The organism is Neorhodopirellula pilleata (assembly GCF_007859915.1).
Lineage (GTDB): Bacteria > Planctomycetota > Planctomycetia > Pirellulales > Pirellulaceae > Rhodopirellula > Rhodopirellula pilleata.
Map to the genome: position 1 here is coordinate 12,948 of NZ_SJPM01000006.1, position 19,028 is coordinate 31,975.

Consider the following 19,028-nt stretch of genomic DNA (forward strand, 5'->3'; position numbering starts at 1 on the left):
ATGAATGAGATCGATCATGCTATCGAAGTCGTCGGACTCAATCGTGCGTTTCGAGGTCGCGTCGCGTTGGATGCGATCACACTGCATATCCCGAAGGGGGACGTCTTCGGATTGGTGGGACTCAACGGGGCGGGCAAAACGACCTTGATCCGACATCTGATCGGCAGTTTGAAGCCACAATCGGGCACCGTGCGCGTCCTGGGATCCGATCCGGTGCGAACACCAGAGACGACACTGCGTCGCGTGGGTTACATGACCGAAGAGGACTCGCTTCCGAAGTGGATTCGGGTGGGCGAGCTAATTGATTTTTATCGGGCGATCTACCCGACGTGGGACGACCAGTATGCCAATCAATTATGCGACATGTTTTCTCTGTCGCGTCAGACACACTTGAAATCGTTATCCAAAGGAGGCCGTGCTCGTGCGGGGTTGTTGGTCGCGATCGCCCACCGACCGGAGCTATTGATTCTGGACGAACCGAGCAGTGGATTGGATCCGATCGCGCGGCGCGACATCTTGGAAGCGGTCATTCGGACGGTCAACGAGGATGGGCGAACGGTTTTGTTTTCCAGCCACTTGCTCGATGAAGTCGACCGAGTTTGCGACCGAGTCGCGTTGTTGCACGAGGGTCGTTTAAAGTCGGTCATTCGACTGGGCGACTTGCCCGACCAGTATGTCGAGATCGTTGGCGTTGTGGATTCATCTTGGCAACGTCCTGCCGAAACCAACGAGCAGTTCGGCTGGTATGGTGAAGCGAATGAATGGTCCGTGGTGTGCCGAGAGGGCAGCCCGCCGAACTTGGGTGAAGGGTTTCGCGTCATCGAGCAACGTCCGGTTAGCTTGACACGTTGGTTCGCCGCATCAACCCAGACCACTTTACTTAACTCACCGAATCATCAAGAGGAGCTTGCTGGTCATGCTTGAGTGCTATGCGGTGACCCGTTTGACTTGGCAGCGGATTCGAATTGCGTCGACACTGGTGATCGCAATCATGGTAACGGGGATCGCGATCGCGATCACGTTTCGCTTGGTTTATCCCCAAGCGGCGATCTTCTTCGTGATCGTGGGCTTCTTGCCGGCCGCGATTTGGTCGTTGTTGGTATTCGACACCGACCTTCAAAACAGCGTGGAAGGCATCGAAACCGGCTACGATCCATGGCTACTTCGGATGCCGATCGCGACATGGAAGCTGGCCATCATCCCGGCGTCGATGCGAGCCGCGATGGTGGGCGGAACCTGGGTACTGTACGCCGTGGTGCTCTCATACATCTTGGATACGGAAATGCCCAAGACGATTCCAGCAATCGTTTTTGCGACTGCTGCGGTTTGGTTGGCGGGAGCGACCTGGCGACCGTTCAGCCGTGTGCTCACGCGATCGATCGCGGGAGTGAGTCTGTTTGTGGTCGTGAACAGTTGGGCATTCTTATTGATTTGGGCCGATCTCGAGGCAGCTCGATTCGCAAACGCCGGTCACTTTTGGCGAATCGGGCTTTTGGGAATCGCCATCATGGTTTTGTTGGCCGGTTTTTGGTTCGCAGAGAGATGCTTGGTGTTGGCTCGGCATCAACCCGACGGCCGCGTGTCGGCATCGGCTCGTCGATCAAAGTGGAATCTCTGGTGCGAGGAGTGGTTCTCTCGTCCGATTGCCAATAAGGTCCTAATTGCCGAACCGAAGAGGGCGCTCGCGTGGCACGATTGGTTCAGCATCCCGATCGGCACCAAGATTCTGATCGGCTGTTTTGGGATGGCGTTGCTCGGGTTTGTGATTTGGGTTCCGCTCAAGGCGGGCGTGATGTTGACTGTGCTGTTTGGCTTGGTGTTTTGTCTCAGTCAGTTAAGCCTTGTCGTCTGCAATCCACAGAAAGACGGTCGCGTTCTGCCGCCCTACTTGGTCGCTTCACCTCTTCGCGATCGCGAGTTCGCATGGTGGCGTGCGGGCTCGATCGTTCGCATGTTCGGTTGGTCAATCGTTGCAACGATATTGATTAGTTTGATTTGGTTGGTCCGTGGGACGCGTCTTGGACTGTGGCAAGCGTGGTCGACAGAAATGGCGACTCATTACGAAACCGACCGAGCAGCGCTGCGCATCATCGTCTCGTTGGCGGTCGTGGTATTGGTCGCCACGCTGGGACGTTCGTTGACCGGACTGTGGAGCGCCATGTTGGGTCGACCGCGGGTTCATCTTTACGCGATGATCTTGTCGATGTCCTGGATTCTCGCACCGATCTTTGTATTTCCCGTTTGGATGCTGAAACAAACCGATTATGAGTCGGCTATCGCGAACGCTTGGTGGTGGGCGGGCTGGTTGCCTTGGGTCGGTTGGTCGTGGTTGCTCGTGAAATCGCTCGGCGTGATGGCCGCTTCGGTACTCGTCGTCCGGAGTGGTTTAGCTACCTTTGCTCAAGTGTTTCAATTGGTTATCGGATGGATCGCGATCGTGAGTGTCAGTTTCGCTGTGTTGGTTTTCTTGAACCCGGAACCGATGATTCGTCCCACGTGGATCGGATTGGCGTTGGCTTTCTTGTTGCCGCTGGCCCGAGTGGTGATCTTGCCGTACAGCGTCCATCTGGATCGCCATCGGTGAAAGAGTGGCTGTTGGCGATTCGCTGTTGGCTGTTGGCTGTTGGCTGTTGGCTAAAGGTTGATCGCCTCCTCCCGCCGGGTGTTCGTCGTCAAAGCCCTCCTCCACCCAGCCTACGTTGCTACGTTGCTACGTTGGTGTTGTCTTGGCGACGTATAGAACTGCTGGAATGGACGAACGCGAATGGGTTGACTCGAGAGTTAAATCGGATGCCTGGATGGTTTGGCGAACTCGGTCGTCATCGACGAAGATCGGTTGCACGCCGAAGACGATTCGGCCACCTGGGCGAAGGACCTTGGGGGCCTCCCGCAAGAATTTGGCCAGCACGACGGTGCCGTCTTCGCCGCCGTCCCACATTTGGTCACCGTCGACACCGAGCCGTTCGGTCAAACGCAGCTTTTGCCCGACTCGGGTCGGTACGTACGGTGGGTTGAAGAAGACGAGGTCGAAAATCGCTTCGGGGACTTCGCCGAATAGATCGCTGACCCAAAAGTCGGCATCAATCGCATTGAAGCTCGCGACACGTTGGGAGCTTTCGACGCGACTGGTCGAACAGTCCACGCCGCTGAATCGAAGATCCAAGGGTTTCGCGGGGCGGCGCTCGTTCCAACGGGCGATCGACAAGGTGACCAAGGCTCCTTCGCCGATTCCGGTTTCAAAGATTTTCCAATGATCCGATTGAGTTGATGAAACAAAATGTTGCTCAATCAACTCAGGGATTGTCTTTGCAAGCAGGATCGTAACGGGGTCGAACTGGACACACGTGCCCGACGGGATTTCGACGCCGAAGAGGCGACGGATGACCCAACGACTCCGCCGCAGTCTTTTCAGAATGGGTTGAACGATCGGATAGATTCGCTCAGGAAGATTCATTCCTTAGCGTGAGCGAGGGCGAGCAGGCAATAAGCGGTCACCAGTTGGCGATCACCTTCCATCCATCGCTCGCTTTCGCGGTTGACCCAGGAACCGTCTTCCTGTTGCGTTGATTCGAGTTTGTCGACCAATTCGCGTCGCCAATCGTGGGTTTGACCGCCGGCCGCATCAACGACTTCGAGTCCGGCCACGTCGAGTGCCTTGGCGAAGGTGTGGTAGTAGTAATACAAACCTTGGGCACCGACGCCCGGGTTGGTTTCCAGAGAATAGTTCTCGCGGATGAATCCGAGAGCCGCTTCGACGCGTGGATCGTCCGGGGTCAATCCGGCATAGATCATGCTTTTGAGCCCGGCGTACGTCATCGAGCCGTAACTGCGAAGGCCACCGGTGGCGGATTCACCGGCTTTGCTTTCACCTCCGGCGGCAGGGGTGTAGTAAAAGCCGCCGTCACCGATTTTGTCGGCATACTTGGTATCGTTGACCGCCTTGGCGTCCGCCGGTGGTTTGAGGTTTTGAGTGCGAGCGACGAACATGAGTGCCTTTTGGATCGCTTCGTCATCAGGACCATTGCCGAGTTCATGCAAAGCCTCGATCAAGAATGAAGTGTTCGACAAGTCGGGACGAGAATGACTTCCGTATCCAGCTCCGCCGTAGGCGGTGTCTGCCGGCGAGACGCCTTCGCCTGCGTCCCATTGGATTTCCTTCAAGAATATCTCGGCACGACGCAGCGTGCTTTCGTAAGGACGATGTGACGCGTCGTTGGCCGCATGGGCTTCATTCGCGGCGACCAGCGCGAGTACGGCGGCCGAGGTTTCGTAATTGCGATATTTGGATCCGACTTCATAAATTCCGCCGTCGGGCTGGACTTTGGATTCGAGGAACTTCAATGCATTCTTAACCACCGGATCGGTCGTCACCGCCGAAGGGCGGTGTTCCAGAATCGCTCGAACGCATAAGCCCGTTACCGCAGCCCCCGTTTGGCCGCTGAAAGCACCTTCATCGCTTTGTCCGCGAGTTTGCAGGAACGCGATTGCTTGACTCGACATTTGGTCGATGCGTTGGTTCAGATTCGCGCGGTTGGCGGAGTCGGTTTGGACAACCTTGGTGTCGGCAGCGAAACCGGCGGTTCCCAAAGAAGTGGCTAATAGCAAAGCCAAAACGAAGCGTTTGATTTGAAATCGGGAGGTATTCAAAGACATCAGGTTGGTTGAAATCAGAGTGAGAAGGGAATTCGTTACTTCAGTCATTGTCAGCACAACGTGATTGATCCGTCGATCGTTCACGCGATTGGTCCAATCATATCCCGTCGCCGAGGCTGTGTTCAGTGTGAAGACAAAAAAACCGATCTTCCTAGCATGGCTGCGCCCCCACCCAAATCGAGATCGGTTCGTCGTTCTGTACCGCCTGTAACGCTACCCGGCGGAGTGGAATTGGTGTCGCCGTTGCCAACGTTCATTTCAAAGCGGTCGGACGAAACTTACCTAAGAATCGACGGTCCGGAACCCGTACTGGGTTCACAAACGGACGCTTCACTGTCGCCTATTTCGGCGTCAGTCACCGCGTCGTCGACCGATCCTGAGGCTTGGTTGACGTACCACGCCACCGACTTGATTGCCCGGTTGAGCGAATGGGCGGATGATTTGAGCGTCAGGGAATCCAACTTGCACGCCCGCGAAGCGGCCTGGGAACGCCAAGCCCGGCGTCTTCGATTGCAGTTTCAGGAGACACAGATCGAACTCGAGCAATTAGCCGCGAGTTTGAGAGAAGAACGCGAAGAATTGGCCGAACAACAGATCCGAATCGAACGAACCGCTCGCGAGATAGCACTCGCTTCAGACTATTGGGTCGGTTGATACTTTCGGAGCGACTCCGGACCGCAGGTCGCGAGGATGCGTTCGGCCTCGCCCAATCGTGGTGCTGAATCGCGGATCAACACAAGTGGATGCCCGGCCTCCACATTGGCTTGATATCGTTCAGCGACATCGCGACCGACGCCCCAACTTTCGACTGCGGACAAGAGGCTGCCGGCGACCGCGCCAGCGGTCATGCCAAGAATCGGGCCGGCGACTAACAATGGGCCCATTAACGTGGCGGCACCGAGTGCTCCTCCGAGAGCACCTCCGGCGAGTGTGGAAGCGCCCATCGTTTTCTCCGAGGAAACCTCCTGCATGGAACGGGCGGTCTCACGACTGAGGTTGCCATCGGGCTCAATCTGTTGAAGTTGTTTATCTTGGGCGCTCGTGATGATGGAGACAGAACGCTGGTCGAATCCTGCTTTCTCGAGTGCCTCCAAGGCGATGTCGAGACGGTTTAGGTTTTCGAACATGCCGATCAATACGGGTTCATCGGTGGTCATCTGATTTTCCATCAAAAGTGGATGTCTCTGGGGAAGCTAGACGTCTTGGCACCCTTGGTATCATTTCGCGTACCAATTCATTTTAAACCGCACCCCGAAGCTTTCGATTCGACCGCAATATGTATTCAGAGATCAACGGAACACGCAAAACTTTGGGGGACGTTGATGTCTTCTATCACGACGGGATCTACCATTTATTTCATCTTGTCTTGCCCAATCACGATTACATCGCCCACGCGGTCAGCAACAATTGTTTTCAGTGGCGACGGGTCGAAAACGCGTTGTTCTTGGGCCATCCTGGTTCCTGGGACGACTCGATGTTGTGGACCATCCACGTCACACCCCATCCGTTTCGCAAAGGTTGGTGGCGGATGTTTTACACCGGCATCTCACGACGCGATCAGGGACTCAAACAACGCATCGGGATGGCCGAAAGCGATAACTTGTATGAATGGAAGAAAGCCCCGGTGCATTGGCAGGACCGTCGTAGCGAACTGCCTTATGACTTGCCCGGCCGGACGCCACAACCGCCGTTTGAGCAGGACCTCGATAGCCCTTATCCGCTCGAATCGGACCCGAAGTATTACGAGTCCGAAATCGACGAAGGCCGCCATTGGGTTTCGTTTCGTGATCCGTATTACTTCCGTGAAGACGGAAGTGGATGGCTGTTGGCTTCGGCCCGCGTTAACCACGGTCCGATTACGCGCCGCGGATGCGTTGCGGTGATGGAAGAGGTCGGCCCAGGGCGATTCGAAGCGCGTCCGCCACTGCATCACCCGGGTTTGTACGACGATATCGAAGTGCCTAACTTGTTCAAGCTTGATAGCGAGTACTACTTGATCGGTAGCATGCGAGAGGACGCCAAGATTCGATACTGGCACACTCGCCAAATCGGTGAACCTTGGCGGAGCTATTCCGATAACGTGTTGCTTGCCGCCGGCAATTATGCCGGGCGAATATGTCACGACGATCGGGGTATTTGATCAATGAAGAATGCGTGTCTTCGGTTTCAATCGATGATCCGATTGAACTGAAGTGTCAGGCCGGTTTTCAGATGTTCGCGTTCGAGGGTTCATTCGGTTGTTTTCGCATGGAAGCCACCCTAGAACTGCTCGAAGAAGGAAAGACGGGTATCATCTTTCGGCTCGATCGACGAACGCATGATGGTTATTTCATTTCGTTGGATCTGTTCAAAGGCGTGGCTCAACTGCGTGCTTGGGGCAGTGGCCCCGACGGCAGTGGCGAGGACATGATGCAGTTCAAAACGTTGCAAGCGGGATACTGGGCACCAGAACAACGGGGCCGCGTCGACTTGCGGGTCATCGCGTATGGCAGCTACCTCGAACTAGCCGTCGGCGATCGCGTCTTACTTTCTTTGGCAGACCAAACGTTCCAACAAGGCTCGCTCGGTTTCTATGTTGAAAGCACTCGCGTGCGGGTCAGCGACCTGAGTCTCGAACATTTCGAATCCCCGGTCCAATCGGACGAGCAACTGGCCAACGGGTAGGGTGGTCGTTAGGGATTGGCGATTGGCAGCGGTTTGCCGTGTCTCCGCTAACGCTGCGGCCCAGCCTACATCTGTGATCGCCGCGTGAAGGATTGGTAGGCTGGGTGGAGGAGGCTCTGCGACGAACACCCGGCAGGCTGTCGGCCAATAGCCATAAGCCTCCGGGGTTCATGCCGGGTGCCACGAAAGCTAAGTTGGTCAGACTGCACTCTCTTACCGCATTCAATGGGTTTTTCGGCGATGAAACAAAACCAACTCGGACGTGACGGCTTTCCGGTTTCGGTGATCGGGTTTGGCGGCTGGGCATTGGGTGGCCAATGGGGGCAGCAAAACGACTCGGATTCTGTCGCTGCTTTGGAACGGGCCATCGAATCGGGCATTAACTTCATCGACACCGCGCCGGGATACGGGGACGGTCGCAGCGAAACGGTGATCGCGGACATGCTCGTCCAACTGCCTCCGTCGATCCGCCAAACGATTCACGTGGCGACCAAAACGCCGCCCTCAAGCGGCCCCTGGCCTCCGACGCCGTATTGCCGTTGGCAAGACCGTTATTCGGCGGCCTACGTTCGATCCGACGTCGAACAGCGGCTAAAAAACCTCAAAACCGACTGCATCGACTTATTGCAATTGCATTCTTGGACGCGAGCCTGGAACGACGACCCCCAACCGTTGCTCGTGCTGCAGAAACTTCGCGAAGAGGGCAAGATCCGCAAAATCGGGATTTGCACGCCCGAACAGGATCAAAACTGTGTCGTCCAACTGATGCGGGACGGTTTGGTCGACGTCGTTCAAGTGATTTTTAATTTGTTCGAACAGGAACCGGCGGCTCAGCTATTGCCGGTGGCCGCGGAAACCGGCACGGGCGTGATCGTCCGCGTGTCGCTCGACGAGGGGGCGTTGACGGGCAAGTACGCAGCCGACCACGAATTTCCCGCCGACGATTTCCGCAGCAGTTATTTCGCTGGCGACCGGATGGTCCGGACGGCGGCCCGGGTCGATCAGATTGCGGCGGATTTGAAGGAATTCCAGCTCGACGAAGACTACACGCTGGCCGACGCGGCGATCAAATTTTCGCAGTCCCACGCGGCGGTTTCAACGGTCATCGTCGGCATGAGGAACCCCGAACAGGTCGATAAAAACGTCGCCACGGCGGGACTGCCGGACTTTGCCCCTGAAGTGCTGCAACGGTTGCGACGGCACCAATGGCTCCGCGGAGTCTGGTACGGGGGGAAATGAGACTTTCGCAATCCTCACGCTGCGGTATCATCAACGGACATGACTAAACACATATTTGTTACCGGCGGCGTGGTCAGTTCTCTCGGCAAAGGGTTGACGAGCGCTTCGATTGGGATGGTTTTGGAACGACGCGGGCTCCGCGTTCGGATGCAAAAACTCGACCCCTATATCAACGTCGACCCAGGGACCATGAGTCCCTACCAGCACGGCGAGGTCTACGTCCTCGACGACGGCAGCGAAACCGACTTGGACCTGGGCCACTACGAGCGTTTCACGTCCGGCAAATTAGACCGGGACTGCAACTACACGACCGGCCAGATCTACCTTTCGGTGATCGAAAAGGAACGCAAAGGCCAGTTCCTGGGCAAGACCGTCCAAGTCATCCCGCACGTCACCAATGAGATCAAACGGGTCATCAAACGGATGGGCGGCGATGACGTCGATGTGGTCATCACCGAGATCGGCGGGACCGTCGGCGATATCGAAAGTTTGCCTTTCCTCGAAGCGATTCGCCAGTTTTCGCTCGACATCGGTCGCGAAAACTGCCTCTACATGCACCTAACCCTGGTGCCGTACTTGAAGGCCGCCGATGAACTGAAAACCAAACCGACGCAACACTCCGTCGGCCAGCTCCGCGAGATCGGCATTCAACCGGACATCCTGGTGTGCCGCTGCGAACGTTCCATCAGCCGTGAAGATCGCGATAAAATCGCGTTGTTCTGCAACGTCAAAACCGAGGCCGTGATCGAAGAAAAGGACAAGGACTTTTCGATCTACGAAGTGCCGATCTCTTTGGTCGACAACAAGCTTGACGAATTGATCGTGCAAAAGCTCGGTTTGACCTCCGCCGGCAGCCTCGACATGACGCCCTGGACCGACCTGTTGCACCGACTTCGCAACCCACGTCACGAATTGTCGATCGCCGTCGTCGGGAAGTACGCCGAACATCGTGACGCTTACAAATCGATCTACGAATCGATCGATCACGCCGGCATGACCCACGACGCTCAAATTCGTATCGGCCGGATCCAAAGCAGTGATATTGAACGCGAAGGTGCCGAGCGGTTACTCAGCGGTTTTCACGGCATTTTGGTTCCCGGCGGGTTCGGCGAACGCGGCGTCGAAGGCAAAGTCCAAGCGATCCAGTTCGCGCGAGAACGTGGGGTGCCCTATTTCGGCATCTGTTTGGGGATGCAAACCGCCGTCATCGAATACGGCCGCAACGTCATGGGGCTCGAGGGTGCCCACTCGACCGAGTTCGACAAAAACACCCCGCACCCGGTGATTTGTTTGCTCGACGAACAACAAAACGTCACCCAAATGGGCGGCACCATGCGTTTGGGTAGCCAGCCCTCACGGCTGCGACCGGGTTCCAAAGCGTACGAAGCCTACGGGGTCGAAGCGATCGCCGAACGCCACCGTCACCGATATGAGTTCAACAACGAGTACCGCGACGCGTTCGAAGACGCCGGGATGACGTTCACAGGCCTGAGCCCTGACGGCGGTTTGGTTGAAATTATCGAAATTCCTTCGCATCCGTGGTTCGTGGGTGCTCAATTCCACCCGGAATTCAAAAGCAAACCGCTCGCTTCACACCCGCTTTTCGCTGGTTTTATTGCGGCGGCGATCCGTCGTCGGCAAAAACGCGTAACCGACGAGATGGACACTCAAACATCCCAAACCGTCAGTAGTTAAGCTGGTGGCTTCAGTCGAACTTCGCTGTCACACGCCATATCATGAACGACCCCAACGAAACCCCGTCCGAACCCAAGATCATCGTTGATTCGGATTGGAAAGAGCAGGTTGCACAAGAAAAGGAAAAGTTAAAAAACGAGTCGGAAGGAAGAACGCCCGACGCGGCTTCCCCGCCCGCCCAAACGGACGATGCGATATCGGACTCGCCGCTACCGGCCGCCGCATCATCCGAGGCACCACGCTCTCAACCGGCGTTGCCTCCGGCAAGTTTTGAAGTCTTAGTTTCGATGTTGTTCACCCAAGCGATTTCGGCGCTCGGTCAGATTCCTGGGCCGTCGGGTGAGACCCCTAGCATCGACAAGCCGATGGCCAAACACACCATCGATACACTCGAGATGCTTCAAGAAAAAACGAAAGGTAATCTGACCAACGAGGAAACTAAAATGGTCGGCGAAGCCTTGCACGCGCTACGAATGACCTATGTCAGTGTCCGCGGGTAACCGATCCGAACTCGCCACCAACTCATACGAATCCACAAGAACCAAGTCGATGCCACGCATTCCTCTCTCAAGATTTCGTTTGGTCATGTTCGCTTTGGTCCTTTCGGCGTCGGCACCGAATTGGGGCCATCGGGTCAATGCTCAAGAAGCCCAAGCCGATCCGGCGGCGATGTCGATCTACGCCGATGCGGCGAACTTCCAAACCAACGGTGCGATCGATCTGGCGATCACGCAATGGAAAGACTTCTTGCAAAAGTACCCGCAACACGAACTCGCCCCGAAAGCGGCGCACTATTTGGGTGTTTGCTACATGCAGAGCGATCCCCCGCAGTTGATCGAAGCGGCCCGGTCATTCGGCGTTGCCTTGCAGGACCAAAAATACGAATTGCGGGAAGAAAGTCTCGCCAACCGAGGCTGGTGTTTTTACGCGGCCGCGATTGCCGGAGATCAAGTTGACAAAGGTTTGTTGCAAGAATCCTTGACCGCCTACGATCAACTGCTCAAAGAAAACCCTAAAACCCGTTACCAAGATCGAGCCTACTTTTACAGCGGCGAATCGGCGTACTCGTTGGGCAAGCCGAAACAGGCGATCGAATCCTACAGCCGACTATTGCAACTCGAAGAAGCGAAGGATTCCGGGCTACGCTGCGACGCGCTGTACGCCCGCGGAGTCGCTCAGGAAGAAATCCAAGACGCCGCCGGTGCCACGCAGTCCTACCAGCAATTACTGCAAGAATGCTCTGACACGGATTTAGTCGTCGACGTGCTGCTGCGTTTAGGTGATTTGCAAGTCGGCGGTGGCGATTACGATACCGCCGCATCGAACTTCGAAAAAGTCATCACTGACAAGACGGGTTTGGCGACCCCGGATGATCAAGCCTACGCCATGTTTCGCCAAGCGTACGCTTACGTCCGTTTAAAGAAACCCGAGGAAGCGGCTCGGCGATACGAGACCTTGATCGAGACGTTTCCGAAGTCCGATTATGCGTCGGCGGCTTTGTTGGCGGCCGCTCAAACCCGCTACCAGGCCGGCGACATTGAGGCGGCCGCCACCAGTTTTCGTCAAGTGCTCGCCGGCGACGATCCGGTCGCCGCGACCGAAGCCGCTCACTGGCTCGCGCGCATCGAACTGTCCGCAGCCAACGCCGCCGCAGAAGGCTCGACCGAACGGACCCAAGCCGCCCAAGCCGCCTACGATATCGTCAGTCGCCGGACAGAAATCGGCGTCCAAGGTGAGTACGCGCTCAACCTAGGACTCGACGCCGCCGAAGCGTTGTCGTTCATGAAGGACCGATTGCCCGAAGCATTATCAAAATTTGAAGAGTTCGCGAACAAAGCCCCGACCTCGCCGCTCGCCCCAAGGGCGCTCTACAACGCCGCCTTCACGGCCTTGTCGCTGAGCGATCACGACAAAGCGATTCGTTTGGCTAATGAGTTCGAACAACGTTATGCGTCGTCGGAATTGTTACCCGATACACAGTTCATCAGCGCCGAAGCGAACCTGATGGCGGGCAACGCGACCGAGGCGGCCAAACAATACAACGCCTTGATTGACAACTCGAATTACGCCGGCAACCCACAACGAGCCACGTGGATCTTGCGAGCGGTCACGGCGATGACGTCCGCCAAGCAGCCGCAAGCCGCCATCACGTTGGTCGAAAAGAACCTCGACGCGCTGACCACCGGCCGCCAAAAAGCCGAGGCGCTGTTGATCTCCGGACAGGCTCACATGCAAATGGGCAACGCATCCCAAGCGGCCGAAAATTTCAAAGCCAGCCGTGAAGCCGACCCGACATGGTCGCGAAGCGATGAAGCATTCTTGCTCGCCGGACAAGCTCAAATGACCGCCGGTAACCCAGACGTCGCACTGGGCATTTGGAAACAACTCGTCGAGGAGTCGCCGCAAACCCGAGTCGCCGATCAAGCCCGCTACAAGATCGGTCAAGCGGCCAGTGCTGCGGGCGACTTCGCCGAAGCGATCAGCCAATTCGATCCGATTTTGGAATCCAAACGCGACCCCGCATTGATCCCATTCGCCCGCTACGGCAAAGGCTGGGCGCAGATGCAAGCGGAACAATACGAGGCCGCCGCCGAATCACTCGGGCAAGTGATCTCCAATTTTCCCGAACACCCGATCCTCGACGACGCATTGCTCGCACGCGGGATCGCATTTCGAAACCTCAAGCAATACGGACAAGCCAAAGAAGACCTGACCGGTTTTTTGCAAACCAACCCCGAGGGCATCCATCGCGGTCATGGCTTGTATGAACTATCGCTCGTCGAGCAAAGCCTCGGCAATGCGAAAGCCGCCGCCGACCAACTGATGACGTTGACCAAGAACGTGCCGGACTATCCTGGCATGGACAAGGTGATCTATGAACTCGGGTGGTCGTTGCGTGAAGCGGGCGACGACGCGGCGGCGATCGAACAGTTCGAATTGCTGATGCAGCGGTACCCCGACAACGCACTGCTCGGCGAAGCAGCTTATTTCGTGGGCCAAAATTACTACGGCGAGGAAAAGTGGGAACTCGCCGCCAACGCGTTCGCAACGGCCGCCGCGAAAGCCGACGATCCCGATCTGCTCGAAAAATCACTGTACCGATTGGGATGGTCGCAATTCAAAGCCGGAAAGTTTGCCGAAGCCGAAGCCACCTTCGTCCGTCAATTTCGCGAGGCCGCCGGTGGTAAGTTGTATCTCGACGCGATGATGATGGTCGGCGAATCTCGCTTCAAACAAGACCGGTTTGAAGAGGCGTTGCGAGCCTACGGCAAGGCACGTGAAAAGATCGAAGCCGACGGCGACGATGCCAAAACGATTCGAGACCCGGCCGAACGCCAAGTCCGCGAGCTAACCCTTTTGCACGGCGGTCAATCCGCCGCTCAAATCAAAGATTGGGACCAGGCGATCAATTGGTATGACGCTCTTCGTGAGCGATTTCCTGCCACGACGTACTTGCCCCAAGTATTCTATGAAACCGGATTTGCTCATCAACAGGCGGGCAACGATGATCAAGCCATCCGGTTGTATTCCCAGGTTGCCGACAATTACCGCAACGAACTCGCCGCAAGGGCTCGGTTCATGATGGGCGAAATCTACTTTGCCCAAAAAGAATTCTCTAAAGCGATCCCCGAGTTTCAACGCGTGATGTTCGGCTTCGGGGCAGAGAAGGCTCCGCCGGAAATTCAGAACTGGCAGGCCAAGAGTGGGTTCGAGGCGGGCCGATGTGCCGAACTACTTGTCGATGCCGCACAGACCGAATCGGCCAAAGAAAAGGCCCGCGGCTACGCGAGGAATTTTTACGGCTACGTGATCGAGAAACATCCCAACCATGAACTGGCGGCCAAAGCTCAAGAACGGCTGCGGTCCCTTCCCGCTAACTGATGAACCAAAGTAATCGCATGAGTTTTCTCTCGCCCCGGTCGGAGCGGACCGCCATGAATGGCCATTCCAATCTGAGCCGAACTCAATCAAACCCGATTCGGTCAAGCCGACGAACGAGTGTCTGGACTTGGATCCTGGCATCGGCGTTGCTGCTTTCAATCGTTGCCAACCCGCTGCTCGTTGGTCAGTCGGTTCATGCTCAAGAGGAGGCCGGCAACGCTGCCGAGATGATCGACGCGTCGGACATCGAATCGGTGATGAACGAAGCCCCCACTGAAGGACAGCAGCTCGGCAGTGACCAGCCTTCGGGGATCGATCTGCTGTCATTGATCACCCGCGGCGGTTGGTTCATGTTGCCGATCGGTTTGATGAGCATGTTGGTGGTGACGTTAACGGTCGAACGTTCGCTTTCGTTGCGGACTAAGAAAATCATTCCTCCAGGACTGGTCGAACAACTCGGTGACCTGATGGTCTCCCCCGACAAGTTTCCACCCACGACCGCGTTCGAAATTTGCCAAGAACACCGTTCACCGGCCTCGCGTGTGATCCAGTCGATGTTGATGCGGACCGGCCAACCGCTCGGTGAAATCGAACGAGCCGGCACCGAAACGATCCAACGCGAGGCCGACCGGTACGCGTCGTTGGTCCGCTGGCTCACCCTCGCCGCCGCCGCGACGCCTCTGATGGGCTTGCTCGGTACGGTCTGGGGAATGATCGTCGCGTTCCATGAATCGAGCACTTTGACGGCCGATCGCAGTCGTTCCGAACAGTTGTCCGAGGGCATCTACACGGCGCTGGTGACGACACTCGCGGGATTGATTGTCGCAATTCCGGCGGCCATCTTTGCCCAATACCTCGAGAACCGAATCACCAAATTGTTCCAACGGATCGAAGAGCTGGCGTTCGCGATCGCGCCCGGTTTGGCCCGATTTGCCGGCCGATCCAAGCTCGATTACGAAGGCAACTTAAGGCCCATGGAAGGAACCCCTCCGCCACCGATGGGATCACCGACGCCGCCGATCGAACACAGCCATTCCAACGGTTCCCCCGCACCGCCGCCGGTCGCGACGCAGAACTGATCCGAACATCGCTCACTCGCAATCCCAATATCCGATCCAATGGCCGTCGAACTCAAACGATCCAATATCGCCGGAACGCTCAGCCTGACGCCGTTGATCGACGTCGTGTTCCTGTTGTTGATTTTCTTCCTCGTGACGAGCGAGTTCGAAGACGAAGAGCGTCGGCTTGATATCGTCCTGCCGTCGGCCACCAGCGCCGTGCCGATGACGAGCAAACCGAGAGAAGTGGTCGTCGACATCGACGAAACCGGCAAGATCTATCTGCGTGGCAAGGTCACTCCGATGGAAGAACTCGAAGAAGTGCTCAAGAACGCCGTTGCGAGTAATCCCACCAGCCAAACCGTGGTGATCCGAGCCGATCAAGCCGCCAGTTTTCAGCCCGTCGTGAACGTCATGGACGTCTGCAACCGAACCGGAGTCAGTGACTACTCCGTAACCACCAAAGACGGCCCCTCAGGGTAGTTTGTGGTGAATGGTTCGCTGCCGGGTCTCCGTCGAAGCGACTGCGACCCAGCCTACTCTTCACTCTTCACTCTTCACTCTTCACTCTTCACTCTTCACTCTTCACTCTTCACTCTTCAATCTTCACTCGCCACTCGCCACTCGCCACTAAAAACAACCCGTGCCCGCACCTAGCAACCCACTGTTGCCACCCGAAACGTTAGACGTCGAAGAAGCCGAAACGATGTGGCCTCTCGATGTCGGCATGGCTGCGTTGGGCGGGCTCGTGATCTACATGGTTTTCACGAACCTCGCGTTCGACGAACCGCGGCTGATGTACAACGCGTGGACCTACTTGATCTTGGTCCCTTTGATCACGGTCGGGTTGTCGGCGACGTTGCGATTGATCGCGTCGAAGTACGTCCAAAAATCGATCCAGCTCGGTTTTCTATTCAGCACGATCGTCCACTTGTTGCTTTTGATCCTGGCGCTGCGTTGGGTGATTTTCCCGCACTACTTCCCCGAAGCGTTCGCGGGGGTCAAGCCGGAACGCTCGCCGATCCGCAAAACCGTACCCGAATATCTCTTCCAAAAACCTGAAGAGACCAAGTCGGTGACGCCGGATTGGTCCCAGCCCGTCGACGCGGAAACGACTTCGCGAGTCATCCCGCGTGAAGAACGCCAGTTGCCTCCGGTGCAGCGATCGGCACCTCGGATCGAAGTCCCCCAGCCGAGCGAACCGCAACAGGACGCGCCACAAAAGTTCTTGATGAAACGCCCTGAGCCGCAAATGTCTCAGCCTAAGCCGGCTGACACGCCGTCGAAGCTGGCCCGGCGGCGGGTTCAGCGCGACGTGCCGAACATCTCGGCAGAATCGGCACCGGAAGCTCCGACGGTCGAGACCACCCCCGTTCCGGCGGCTGAAGTTGCTCGCGCCGAGAAGGCCACGACTCCGCGAGAACGCCCTGAGCAAAGGCGGAGCCCCTCATTGGCCACCGCCGCTGCCGCCGCTCCCGATGTCCCGCAAATCGACCCGACACCCTCGCCGACCCCGTCGATGCGGCTACTCGCCGATGCGATGCCCCAAGTCGGCACGTCGGGTGTTTCGCGAGATCGCAGCCAACGACTTCGGCCCGATCGAGCTTCGCCGGCCGGATCGGCGCCCGCCCCGCCGACGGTCGCGGTCGCGAAACTCGACGTCGGGGCCGAGCGGATGATCTCGCCGATCGACACGCCGATGCAGCGAAACAGCGAAGCCATCGGGGCACAGATTTCGGCGTTGCCTTCGGACGCTTCCAGCGCCAACCTCAGCACCACGCCGGACACGTCCACGGGAGACTTGCCGCAGCGCAGCGAATTAGCATCGATGGCCGGCATGCCCCAATTGAGTTCACAAGACTTCAGTCGACCGCGGGCGTCGCTGCGTCGCGGTCGCGGAACGCAAGGCGAAGCCGCCGGCCAGGCCCCCGACGTGGGTTCGATTTCCGAGATGTTGGCCCAGGCCGAAGCGGCCGCCGGTGATGCCGGCGACGAAGACGCCATGATGGCCGACTTGGCCCAACGCGACACCAAAGCCGAAGCCGATCGCGAGCGACCTGAGAAGGCATCCGGCTTACCAGACCTGTCTTCCTCCGCCGATCCGGTGTTCGATTTGGTTGCGCCCGAAGGACCGGTCGGATTGGCCAAACAGTTCGCCGAACAAGCCGGCATGGTGCCTTCGGACGAACCGGTCGAAATGGCATCGATGGACCTCACCCGCGCCCCGAGGGCTCGGCGTGAAGTCGGCGGCCCGGTCACGCCGGCAGGCATGGCGATCGCCGCCGTCGAACAATTCAGCCGACGAGTCCAACGAACCAACGGAGGCGCCGCTCCGGCTCCCGCAGGCATGGTCGGTCCCGCAACCGAAGAAGCCATCGAGTTGGGGCTCGCTTACTTAGCCTCGTTGCAAAATCAAGACGGCAGTTGGTCGCTGCAGGGTCACGGCGAAGACGTCTTGCTGCAAAGCGACACGGCGGCAACCGGCATGTGTTTGTTGGCTTTCCAGGGCGCCGGTTACACGCACCGCCAACATCAATACGCCGCGACGGTCGCCAAAGGACTCGATTTCCTCATCAAGAACCAAAAGACCAACGGCAATCTCTACCGCAGCGAAAACCCGCTGAGTGATTCCAACGTGGCGTTGTACTCGCACGGTATCGCGTCGTTGGCGTTGTGCGAAGCGTTCGGCATGACCCAAGACAGCGAACTGCGCGAGCCGGCACAGCTTTGTTTGAACTACATTGCCGCCACGCAACACACGCGCCGTGGCGGATGGCGTTACACGCCCCAAGTCAGCAGCGATACCAGCGTTACGGGTTGGATGATGATGGCGCTCAAGAGCGGCGATCTGTCCGGATTGAAAGTCAACCCTGACGTCTATAAAGGCATCGAACGTTGGCTGAGTTTGGCCAAGGTCAGCCCGACCCGCCGCGATCTTTACGTTTACAATCCGTTCGCGCCCAATACACCGCAACAAGCTCACGGACGCAAGCCGACGCCGACGATGACCGCCGTCGGGATCTTGATGCGGATGTACACAGGATGGAGCCGCGACAATCCTGACATGCAATCGGCCGCCGACTACATTCTCAAATACCCGCCGAGCGTCGGAACTCGCCGCGTCCCGGAACGGGATACCTATTATTGGTACTACGCGACGCAGGTCATGTTCCACATGGGCGGTGAGTACTGGGACCAATGGAACCGATATCTCAATCCGGTCTTAATCGACAGCCAAATCAAACGCGGTCCCGAAGCGGGCAGTTGGGATCCGGAGTACCCGGTGCCGGATCGTTGGAGTCCGCACGGCGGTCGGTTGTACGTTAGCGCGATGAACCTGCTCAATCTGGAAGTCTACTACCGGCACCTTCCCATCTACGAAGAAACCGCCGGCGATGAATAACGACCGTCGCGGCCGTGTCTTCAAGATGATCGGTTGGGTCGGCGGCATCGCGGTGACATGGTTGGTCATTTTGCCATGGCTGTCCGACCGCGATTCGACAAAAGCGTACTTGCAACGATTGCGTCAGCAGAAAATCGACCCGGCGGCGATGTACTACACTGAGTTGCCACCGGAAATATTCTTGGACCATCAAGACTTGGTGCGATAGTCCGGACTCAACGGATGAATCGCATTCCTCTTGAGCATCTCAAAGCTGCCTTTCTATGTCAGTTATCGCCGCATTCGTTTTTTTTAAGGCAATTAATACAAGCCCGACGCGCGACGGGCTGTTGATTGAGTCGTTTAACGGCAAGCCGCAGGCGACAGAGTTTGAAAACGCGGGCGCCTGTGGCTTGCCGTTAAACGAAAACGCCCATACGTGCACTCAACCAACA

At 57.3% G+C, this 19,028-nt stretch carries 16 protein-coding genes; 13 read left to right on the forward strand and 3 right to left on the reverse strand.

Going from position 1 to position 19,028, the window contains the following annotated elements; all coding sequences use genetic code 11:
- Complete coding sequence (locus tag Pla100_RS14960) at positions 1-924, forward strand: ABC transporter ATP-binding protein (RefSeq protein ID WP_197167964.1); 924 nt, start codon at positions 1-3, stop codon at positions 922-924.
- On the forward strand, positions 908-2,584 hold the full coding sequence (locus tag Pla100_RS14965; protein ID WP_146578525.1) for a hypothetical protein: 1,677 nt from the start codon (positions 908-910) through the stop codon (positions 2,582-2,584). Before Pla100_RS14960 ends, Pla100_RS14965 begins: the two co-directional genes overlap by 17 nt.
- 126 nt (positions 2,585-2,710) lie before the next feature.
- Here the strand turns inward: Pla100_RS14965 and Pla100_RS14970 are convergent, their stop codons facing one another.
- Positions 2,711-3,454 carry a class I SAM-dependent methyltransferase gene (locus Pla100_RS14970; protein ID WP_146578526.1) on the reverse strand — a complete coding sequence of 248 codons (744 nt, stop codon included), beginning with the start codon at positions 3,452-3,454 and terminating at the stop codon, positions 2,711-2,713.
- Positions 3,451-4,653: a prenyltransferase/squalene oxidase repeat-containing protein gene (locus Pla100_RS14975; RefSeq protein WP_146578527.1), complete on the reverse strand. Its 1,203-nt coding sequence runs from the start codon at positions 4,651-4,653 to the stop codon at positions 3,451-3,453. The genes Pla100_RS14970 and Pla100_RS14975 overlap by 4 nt, the downstream gene beginning before the upstream one ends.
- A 156-nt stretch (positions 4,654-4,809) precedes the next feature.
- On the opposite strand from Pla100_RS14975, the gene Pla100_RS14980 reads away from it, so the two are divergent.
- On the forward strand, positions 4,810-5,307 hold the full coding sequence (locus Pla100_RS14980; protein WP_146578528.1) for a hypothetical protein: 498 nt from the start codon (positions 4,810-4,812) through the stop codon (positions 5,305-5,307).
- On the opposite strand, the gene Pla100_RS14985 is transcribed toward Pla100_RS14980, so the two are convergent.
- On the reverse strand, positions 5,292-5,810 hold the full coding sequence (locus Pla100_RS14985; protein WP_231603076.1) for a DUF1269 domain-containing protein: 519 nt from the start codon (positions 5,808-5,810) through the stop codon (positions 5,292-5,294). The two genes, Pla100_RS14980 and Pla100_RS14985, sit on opposite strands and share 16 nt — an antisense overlap.
- 119 nt (positions 5,811-5,929) lie before the next feature.
- Between Pla100_RS14985 and Pla100_RS31605 the strand changes: the two genes are divergently transcribed.
- The 10 genes from Pla100_RS31605 (at position 5,930) to Pla100_RS15030 (ending at position 18,802) form a co-directional block, all read left to right on the forward strand.
- Complete coding sequence (locus Pla100_RS31605; RefSeq protein ID WP_231603077.1) at positions 5,930-6,793, forward strand: glycoside hydrolase family protein; 864 nt, start codon at positions 5,930-5,932, stop codon at positions 6,791-6,793.
- A gap of 14 nt (positions 6,794-6,807) precedes the next feature.
- Positions 6,808-7,317 carry a hypothetical protein gene (locus Pla100_RS31610; protein WP_231603078.1) on the forward strand — a complete coding sequence of 170 codons (510 nt, stop codon included), beginning with the start codon at positions 6,808-6,810 and terminating at the stop codon, positions 7,315-7,317.
- Positions 7,318-7,557: 240 nt separating this feature from the next.
- Positions 7,558-8,556: an aldo/keto reductase gene (locus tag Pla100_RS14995; protein ID WP_146578529.1), complete on the forward strand. Its 999-nt coding sequence runs from the start codon at positions 7,558-7,560 to the stop codon at positions 8,554-8,556.
- 39 nt (positions 8,557-8,595) lie between these two features.
- Positions 8,596-10,251, forward strand: coding sequence for a CTP synthase (locus tag Pla100_RS15000; RefSeq protein ID WP_146578530.1), 1,656 nt, complete (start codon positions 8,596-8,598; stop codon positions 10,249-10,251).
- Positions 10,252-10,292: 41 nt separating this feature from the next.
- Positions 10,293-10,751: a DUF1844 domain-containing protein gene (locus Pla100_RS15005; RefSeq protein ID WP_146578531.1), complete on the forward strand. Its 459-nt coding sequence runs from the start codon at positions 10,293-10,295 to the stop codon at positions 10,749-10,751.
- Positions 10,752-10,800: 49 nt separating this feature from the next.
- A complete protein-coding gene (locus tag Pla100_RS15010) occupies positions 10,801-14,133 on the forward strand; it encodes a tetratricopeptide repeat protein (RefSeq protein WP_231603079.1) in 3,333 nt (1,110 codons plus the stop codon).
- A 53-nt stretch (positions 14,134-14,186) separates the two neighbouring features.
- Positions 14,187-15,212 (forward strand): MotA/TolQ/ExbB proton channel family protein, encoded by a 1,026-nt coding sequence (locus tag Pla100_RS15015; protein WP_146578532.1) that lies wholly within the window; start codon positions 14,187-14,189, stop codon positions 15,210-15,212.
- A 39-nt stretch (positions 15,213-15,251) separates the two neighbouring features.
- The gene (locus Pla100_RS15020; protein WP_146578533.1) at positions 15,252-15,674 is read left to right on the forward strand and encodes an ExbD/TolR family protein; all 423 of its coding nucleotides are present in this window, start codon (positions 15,252-15,254) and stop codon (positions 15,672-15,674) included.
- A 223-nt stretch (positions 15,675-15,897) separates the two neighbouring features.
- Positions 15,898-18,594, forward strand: coding sequence for a prenyltransferase/squalene oxidase repeat-containing protein (locus tag Pla100_RS15025; RefSeq protein ID WP_231603139.1), 2,697 nt, complete (start codon positions 15,898-15,900; stop codon positions 18,592-18,594).
- The gene (locus Pla100_RS15030) at positions 18,587-18,802 is read left to right on the forward strand and encodes a hypothetical protein (RefSeq protein WP_146578535.1); all 216 of its coding nucleotides are present in this window, start codon (positions 18,587-18,589) and stop codon (positions 18,800-18,802) included. Before Pla100_RS15025 ends, Pla100_RS15030 begins: the two co-directional genes overlap by 8 nt.
- The last annotated feature ends 226 nt before the right edge of the window (positions 18,803-19,028 follow it).

Coding starts and splice junctions, on each gene's coding strand:
- Pla100_RS14960 (WP_197167964.1), top strand. CDS start 1: ATGAATGAGATCGATCATGCTATCGAAGTCGTCGGACTCAATCGTGCG.
- Pla100_RS14970 (WP_146578526.1), bottom strand. CDS start 3,454: ATGAATCTTCCTGAGCGAATCTATCCGATCGTTCAACCCATTCTGAAA.
- Pla100_RS14975 (WP_146578527.1), bottom strand. CDS start 4,653: ATGTCTTTGAATACCTCCCGATTTCAAATCAAACGCTTCGTTTTGGCT.
- Pla100_RS14980 (WP_146578528.1), top strand. CDS start 4,810: ATGGCTGCGCCCCCACCCAAATCGAGATCGGTTCGTCGTTCTGTACCG.
- Pla100_RS14985 (WP_231603076.1), bottom strand. CDS start 5,810: ATGACCACCGATGAACCCGTATTGATCGGCATGTTCGAAAACCTAAAC.
- Pla100_RS31605 (WP_231603077.1), top strand. CDS start 5,930: ATGTATTCAGAGATCAACGGAACACGCAAAACTTTGGGGGACGTTGAT.
- Pla100_RS14995 (WP_146578529.1), top strand. CDS start 7,558: ATGAAACAAAACCAACTCGGACGTGACGGCTTTCCGGTTTCGGTGATC.
- Pla100_RS15000 (WP_146578530.1), top strand. CDS start 8,596: ATGACTAAACACATATTTGTTACCGGCGGCGTGGTCAGTTCTCTCGGC.
- Pla100_RS15005 (WP_146578531.1), top strand. CDS start 10,293: ATGAACGACCCCAACGAAACCCCGTCCGAACCCAAGATCATCGTTGAT.
- Pla100_RS15010 (WP_231603079.1), top strand. CDS start 10,801: ATGCCACGCATTCCTCTCTCAAGATTTCGTTTGGTCATGTTCGCTTTG.
- Pla100_RS15015 (WP_146578532.1), top strand. CDS start 14,187: ATGAATGGCCATTCCAATCTGAGCCGAACTCAATCAAACCCGATTCGG.
- Pla100_RS15020 (WP_146578533.1), top strand. CDS start 15,252: ATGGCCGTCGAACTCAAACGATCCAATATCGCCGGAACGCTCAGCCTG.
- Pla100_RS15025 (WP_231603139.1), top strand. CDS start 15,898: ATGTGGCCTCTCGATGTCGGCATGGCTGCGTTGGGCGGGCTCGTGATC.
- Pla100_RS15030 (WP_146578535.1), top strand. CDS start 18,587: ATGAATAACGACCGTCGCGGCCGTGTCTTCAAGATGATCGGTTGGGTC.